The sequence below is a fragment of the Roseovarius nitratireducens genome (genome assembly GCF_002925845.1).
GTDB lineage: Bacteria > Pseudomonadota > Alphaproteobacteria > Rhodobacterales > Rhodobacteraceae > Roseovarius > Roseovarius nitratireducens.
Genome location: NZ_PDNI01000036.1, coordinates 199,680 through 205,733, shown reverse-complemented (window position 1 = coordinate 205,733; position 6,054 = coordinate 199,680). Strand labels below are relative to the sequence as shown.

Genomic DNA, 6,054 nt, shown 5'->3' with positions numbered 1-6,054 from the left:
GTGGCGGTGCTGTCGGACGAGATCTACAGCCGGATGCTTTATGGCGGGCGGGATCATGTCTCGCTCTTGCAATACCCCGAGATCCGCGACCGGCTCATCATGCTCGACGGCTGGTCCAAGACTTACGCGATGACCGGCTGGCGGCTGGGCTATGCGGTCTGGCCCGAGAGCCTTGTGGAGCATGTCACGCGGCTGTGCATCAACGATCATTCCTGCGTCAATGCCGCCGCGCAACATGCCGGGATCGCCGCGCTCACCGGGCCGCAGGACGCGGTGGACGAGATGATGCGCGCATTCGACGCGCGGCGGCGGCTGATCGTGGCGCGGCTGAATGCGCTGCCGGGGGTGCGCTGTACCGATCCGGGCGGGGCGTTCTATGCCTTTGCCAATATCCAAGGGACGGGGATGAGCGCGGGCGAGGCGCAGGATCGGTTTCTCGACGAGGCGGGGGTGGCCACCATCGCCGGCACGTCCTTTGGCGCGGAGGGCGCGGGGTTCCTGCGGTTTTCCTATGCCAATTCCATCGAGGCCATCGAGAAGGCGATGACGCGCATCGGCGCGCTGCTCTGAGGTCGGGCCGCCTCAGTGCTCGGGCAGCGCGTCGCGCCGGATCATGGTGCGCAGAGCAAAGCTGGTGCGCATGGCGCGGATGCCCGGGGTCTGCATCAGCCCGTCCTCGAGGAACCGGTCGAACGCCGCGAGATCGGCGGCCACCACGCGGATGAGCACGTCGCGGGTGCCGGTCATAAGGTAGCATTCCAGCACCTCGTCGAACTGCCGCAACCGGGCCTCGAAGGCGCGGATCGCGTCGCGGCTTTGCTGTTCGAGCTCGACGAAGACGAAGGCGTTGAGGGGCAGGCCGAGCTTGTCCTGATCGACGCGGGCGCCGTAGCCGGTGATGACGCCCTCGGCCTCGAGCCGGGCGATCCGCCGCGCGAGCGGGGTGGGCGAAAGCCCCACCTCCGCCGACAGCTCGGCGAGCTTGCGCCGCCCCTCGCGTTGCAGGGCGGCGACGATCTTGCGGTCCATCCTGTCCATTTTCACCAAAATTTCGGCCCTTTCCGGCGATGATCTCTAAAACGTGCGGTTTTGTGAGCCGCAATTGGCGTTTTTTCGCGTCTGAACGCTCTTACCTTCATGCCGAGGAGGATTCCACCATGCTGACACGTCTTTCCATTTCTTCGCACGAAGAGGTTTACCGCGTCGATGATGCCGAGACCGGGTTGCGCGGGTTCATCGCGCTGCATTCGACGCGGCTTGGCCCGGCGGCGGGTGGGCTTCGGATGCGTGTCTACGACAGCGGCGACGCGGCGCTTGAGGATGTGCTCAACCTGTCGCGGGGGATGAGCTACAAGAATGCCGCCGCCGGACTTCCGCTCGGGGGCGGCAAGGCGGTGATCGTGGGTGATCCGGCGGCTGACAAGACGCCTGCGCTGCTGCGCGCGATGGGGCGGGCCATCGACACGCTCGGGGGGCGGTACTGGACCGCCGAGGACATGGGCATGAGCCCGGCCGACATGGCCGAGATCGCTCGCGCGACGCGCTATGTCGCCGGGCGCGATCAGGGGCGGCACGCCAGCGGCGATCCCTCGCCGGTCACTGCGCGCGGCGTGGCGGCGGCGATGCGCGCGGGCGCGGCGCGGCTCTGGGGCAGTGACGATCTGAACGGACGGCACGTGGCGGTGCAGGGGCTGGGCCATGTCGGCTGGCACCTGTGCCGCATCCTGCACGAGGCGGGCGCACGGCTCAGCGTGGCGGATACGGACGCCGCGCGCGTGGCCACGACCGCGCGGGAATTCGGTGCGCAGACGGTGGCGCCGGACACGATCCACGCCATTGAAGCGGATATCCTTGCGCCCTGCGCCATCGGCGGGGTGCTGAACGCGGAAACGATCCCGGAGATTCGCGCCCGCATGATCTGCGGCGCGGCCAACAACCAGCTCGCGACGCCGCAGGATGCGGACAGGCTGCTGACACGCGGGATCCTCTACCTGCCCGATTACGTGGCCAATGGCGGCGGGATCATCAACGTGGCCGCCGAGATCCTGCATATCGATGATCGCGCGGCATGGGTGAGCGAGAGGCTTGAAGCGATACGGGCGCGTATGGATGACATCCTCACTCGGGCTGCCGGCGTGGCGGTTAGCCCCAACGTGATCGCCGACCGGATGGTGGAGGAAGCGCTTTTGGCGCGCGCGGGGTAGGCGCCGACCGACGTAGGGGGTCAGCCGATCCGCCGCCCGGGCGGCTCAAAAGGCAGAAACTCGACCGCCGATTGCCGCACCGGGGAGGGGTAGAGCTTCATCAGGTCGAGTATGTCCTGCGGCAGCCCGACATTGACCGGCAGGCCCAACGCGGTCGCCTCGGCGGGGGTGAGCGCGTAGTCATGCGTCCATGTCCCCGAGGTCAGCGTATCGGCCAGCGCCTCGGCCTTGTCCTGCGGCAGGCGGGGGGTCATGATCTCGACCGCGCCGCGCTTGACCTGTGCGGTGGCCTTTTCGCTCACATCGGCGAGGACAAGGGCGAGGTCCGAGACGTGTTCGATCGGCTTGGCGTCGCGGGCAGCGAGGATCGAGGCCGCAGAGACACCCATGATTTGCGGGTCTATCGGACCGAGCATCGAGAATTCGCCCATCACGATCTCGTCGGCGGCCAGCGCGATGAGCGTGCCGCCGGACATGGCGTAGATCGGCACGAAAACGGTTACCTTGGCCGGGTGCGCCTCGACCGCGCGGGCGATCTGCATGGCCGCCAGAACCAACCCGCCCGGCGTGTGCAGAACAAGGTCGATCGGTATCTCGCGCGGCGTCGCCTTGATCGCCGAAATGATGGATTGCGCATCCTCGAGCCCGATCGTGTTCGACATGTTCATCCCGAACAGGCTGCGCCGCTCCTGCCGGTGTATCATGGTGATGATGCGGGTTTTGCGGCGCCTCTGGATCGTGCTGATGGCCTGTGCGCGCCGCAGCGCGAACATCCTGCCCATCAGAAACGGTTGCAGGATGATCACCAGAAAGGCGAGAAAGATCAGGTTGGAGAAGGTGAAATCCATCGCGCTTGCGTTCCTGCTGAGGCCGACCACCGGAACCATCGCAGCCCGCGCGGCGGATGTGAATTGAAAAATCCCGGCATATGCGGCATGGACACGGCAACAAGAAACGAGGCGACGGGCAATGAAAACGATTCTTCTTCTCTGGCTTGTCCTTGGCCTTGCGGCCTGTGGTGGGCCGGGCCGCTTTGCGGGCGGTGCCGGTGGCGCCAGGCCGATGGCGTCTGGTCCGATTTCCGATGCCTGTCTCGCCTCGGGCCGCAAGGCGCGCTCGGTCGCGCTGTGCGGGTGCATCCAGGCCGTGGCCAATGACACGCTGAACGGCTTTGAGCAGCGGCGCGCGGTGGCATTTTATCGCGATCTTCAATCGGCACAGGACATCAGGCAGTCGCAGCGCGCGGGCGATCAGCGGTTCTGGACCGCCTACACCGCCTATGCCGAGCGCGCCGACCGCGTCTGCAAGTGATCCCGGCGATCAGACCTTGAGCCGGTAGCCCCGCGCCAGCATCAGCCAGGCCAGCAGGCAGACGGCGAGCGTCGCCGCCGCCCCCACCGCGAGACCGAGGGCCGGCGCGCTGTCGGAGACGCCGATCATGCCGAAGCGCACCCCGTCGATCAGGTAGAAGACCGGGTTGAAATGGGTGATCGAATAGAGCAACGGCGGCAGCGCCTCGACCGAGTAGAACGTGCCCGACAGGAACGCGAGGGGCGTGACGATAAAATTGGTGATCGCCGCCATCTGGTCGAACTTGTTGGCGAAAATCCCCGCGACGATCCCCACGCCGCTCATGAACGCGGCCCCCAGCAGGACAAAGGCCAGCGCGAGCAGCGGATGGGCCGGGGCAATGCCGAGAACGAGAAACAGCCCGGCACCGATCGCCAGCGCCACCAGCAGCCCGCGCCCGACGCCCCCGGCCAGATAGCCCAGCACCAATTCACCACCCGAAAGCGGCGGCATCAGCGTATCGACGATATTGCCCTGCACCTTGGAGATCACGATCGACGACGAGGTATTGGCAAACGCGTTCTGAATGACCGTCATCATCAGGATGCCCGGCGCGATGAAGGTGGTGAAATCCACCCCCATGACATCGCCGCGCCGCGGCCCGATGGCGATGGAAAAGATCATCATGAACAGCCCCGCCGTGATGAGCGGCGCGAGAAGGGTCTGCGTCCAGACGGCGAGGAACCGGCGATTCTCGCGTTCCGCCAGCGTCATCAGGCCAAGCCAGTTGACCCGCCCGAAACGCCGCGCGCCCATTGGCATTGAGGCGGAGTATGCGGGCTCGGTCATGGGTGGTCTCCTGTCTGCGGTGCTGTCTGCAATTCGATGCCTTGTAACTCATCGTCGAGTGATTAGAATAGGAGGCCGATCAAGATGACAAGGCGGCGGGCCGAAAGCGCCTGTGCCGCCTTTCAATGCAAGGGAAGCCCCGAATGTCGTGGAGCGATGAGCGCGTCGAGCTGTTGAAGAGGTTGTGGGGCGAAGGCCAGTCGGCCAGCCAGATCGCCAAGGAGCTTGGCGGCGTGACCCGCAATGCCGTGATCGGCAAGGTGCACCGGCTCGGGTTGTCCAATCGCAACGGCTCGGCCCCGGCGGCGAACGCCGCGCCTGCCGCGACGCCAGAGGCCGAGGCACCGAAAACGGCGGCCAAGCCCACGCCGAAGCCGACCACCAAGCCCGCCGCCCCCGCCGAGAGCACCGAAGAGAACGCCGTGCCGGTCACCACGAGCGTCCGGGTCAAGGCGATCATCCCGGCAGGCCAGCCGCTGCCGCCGCAGCCTTCTGCCAACGAGATCGACCCCGAGGCGCTCGCCAAGGTCAGCGAGATCGAAAAGAAGGCCAAGAGGCTCTCGCTTATGGAGTTGACCGAGCGGACCTGCAAATGGCCCGTGGGCGACCCGGCGACCGACGATTTCTGGTTCTGCGGCCTGCCCGTGCAGACCGGCAAGCCCTATTGCGAGGCGCATGTGGGTGTGGCCTTTCAGCCGATGTCGAGCCGTCGCGACCGCAAGCGCTGAGATCAGTCCTTGCGGCGCAATTCCTCGAGATACGCCTCGCCGCGCTCGGCCAACGGCCCGATACCGTCCTTCCAGCGCCGATGGATCCACAGCCATTGATCCATCCGTGCCCGCACCTGCCGCTCCAGCCGGTCGTTGACCTCTTGCGTCATGGTGACGGGATCGCTCATCGGGACCGGCTCTTCCACGACGATCTCGAAATCGAGACCGTTGTCGCGGCGGATGCCCCAGACCGGCACCAGCGGCGCATCGAACTTGAGCGCAAGCTCGGCGGTGGCCAGCGGCGACAGCGCGGGCTTGCCGAAGAATGACAGCGGCACGCCGTCATGGGCGTTGAGATCGGTCAGGATCGCCAGCACGCCGCCGCGCTTGAGGTGCTTGACCATTTGCATCATGCCGCGCCGCCCCTGCTCGAACATCGGCTCGCTGAGCGCGCCCATCGCCGCCACGTAACGGCGGTTGAACCAGCGGTTGTGCATCTTGCGGTAAAACACACCCATCGAGAAGCCCTGCTCGATCATGGCGATGCGCGCGGCGTTGAAGCTTCCGAAATGGCCGGTGACAAAGATGATCGGCCGCCCCTCGCGCTGCGCCGCGCGGATCGCCTCGAGCCCCGGTCCAATCACGGACGAGCGGCGGGTGCGCGCGATGAACTCGTCGGTGGAGTAAAGCTCGGCCATGTTGCGCCCGGCATTGTCGGGCACCGCGCGCATCAGGCGGCGCACCTCGGCCTCGGGCAGGTCGGGCACGGCGTGGGCGAGGTTCTCGCGCACGCGGCGCCCGTAGCCCGCCAGCGGTGCCACCACCCGCGCGGTGAGCCACCCCATCATCGGGATACGCCAGCGATAGGGCAGGATCTTGCACAGCGCGATCGGCGCGTACATCGCCATCCCGAGCGCAGTATCCGCGGCACGGGCGGCAAGGGGGGGACGGTCGTCGTCGCTCATCGGGCGGTCTCTTGCTGCTATAGCGCCGGGATACGC

At 66.6% G+C, this 6,054-nt stretch carries 8 protein-coding genes; 4 read left to right on the top strand and 4 right to left on the bottom strand.

What is annotated here, in order from left to right:
* The coding region (locus tag CRJ03_RS07770; RefSeq protein ID WP_129590257.1) for a pyridoxal phosphate-dependent aminotransferase at positions 1-570 on the top strand (570 nt) is incomplete at its 5' end.
* Positions 571-582: 12 nt separating this feature from the next.
* Here CRJ03_RS07770 and CRJ03_RS07765 read toward each other — a convergent pair.
* Positions 583-1,038: an Lrp/AsnC family transcriptional regulator gene (locus CRJ03_RS07765; RefSeq protein ID WP_104018320.1), complete on the bottom strand. Its 456-nt coding sequence runs from the start codon at positions 1,036-1,038 to the stop codon at positions 583-585.
* 119 nt (positions 1,039-1,157) lie between these two features.
* Here CRJ03_RS07765 and CRJ03_RS07760 point away from each other — a divergent pair, with 119 nt between their 5' ends.
* Entirely contained in the window at positions 1,158-2,204 is a 1,047-nt protein-coding gene (locus tag CRJ03_RS07760) for a Glu/Leu/Phe/Val family dehydrogenase (protein ID WP_104018319.1), read from the top strand.
* 20 nt (positions 2,205-2,224) lie between these two features.
* On the opposite strand, the gene CRJ03_RS07755 is transcribed toward CRJ03_RS07760, so the two are convergent.
* Complete coding sequence (locus CRJ03_RS07755; RefSeq protein ID WP_104018318.1) at positions 2,225-3,052, bottom strand: SDH family Clp fold serine proteinase; 828 nt, start codon at positions 3,050-3,052, stop codon at positions 2,225-2,227.
* A 121-nt stretch (positions 3,053-3,173) separates the two neighbouring features.
* Between CRJ03_RS07755 and CRJ03_RS07750 the strand changes: the two genes are divergently transcribed.
* Positions 3,174-3,515: a hypothetical protein gene (locus CRJ03_RS07750; RefSeq protein WP_104018317.1), complete on the top strand. Its 342-nt coding sequence runs from the start codon at positions 3,174-3,176 to the stop codon at positions 3,513-3,515.
* Positions 3,516-3,524: 9 nt separating this feature from the next.
* Here the strand turns inward: CRJ03_RS07750 and CRJ03_RS07745 are convergent, their stop codons facing one another.
* Complete coding sequence (locus tag CRJ03_RS07745; protein WP_104018316.1) at positions 3,525-4,343, bottom strand: ABC transporter permease; 819 nt, start codon at positions 4,341-4,343, stop codon at positions 3,525-3,527.
* Positions 4,344-4,486: 143 nt separating this feature from the next.
* Between CRJ03_RS07745 and CRJ03_RS07740 the strand changes: the two genes are divergently transcribed.
* The gene (locus tag CRJ03_RS07740; protein WP_104018315.1) at positions 4,487-5,071 is read left to right on the top strand and encodes a GcrA family cell cycle regulator; all 585 of its coding nucleotides are present in this window, start codon (positions 4,487-4,489) and stop codon (positions 5,069-5,071) included.
* Positions 5,072-5,073: 2 nt separating this feature from the next.
* Here the strand turns inward: CRJ03_RS07740 and CRJ03_RS07735 are convergent, their stop codons facing one another.
* Complete coding sequence (locus CRJ03_RS07735) at positions 5,074-6,018, bottom strand: lysophospholipid acyltransferase family protein (protein WP_104018314.1); 945 nt, start codon at positions 6,016-6,018, stop codon at positions 5,074-5,076.
* Between the last annotated feature and the right edge of the window lie 36 nt (positions 6,019-6,054).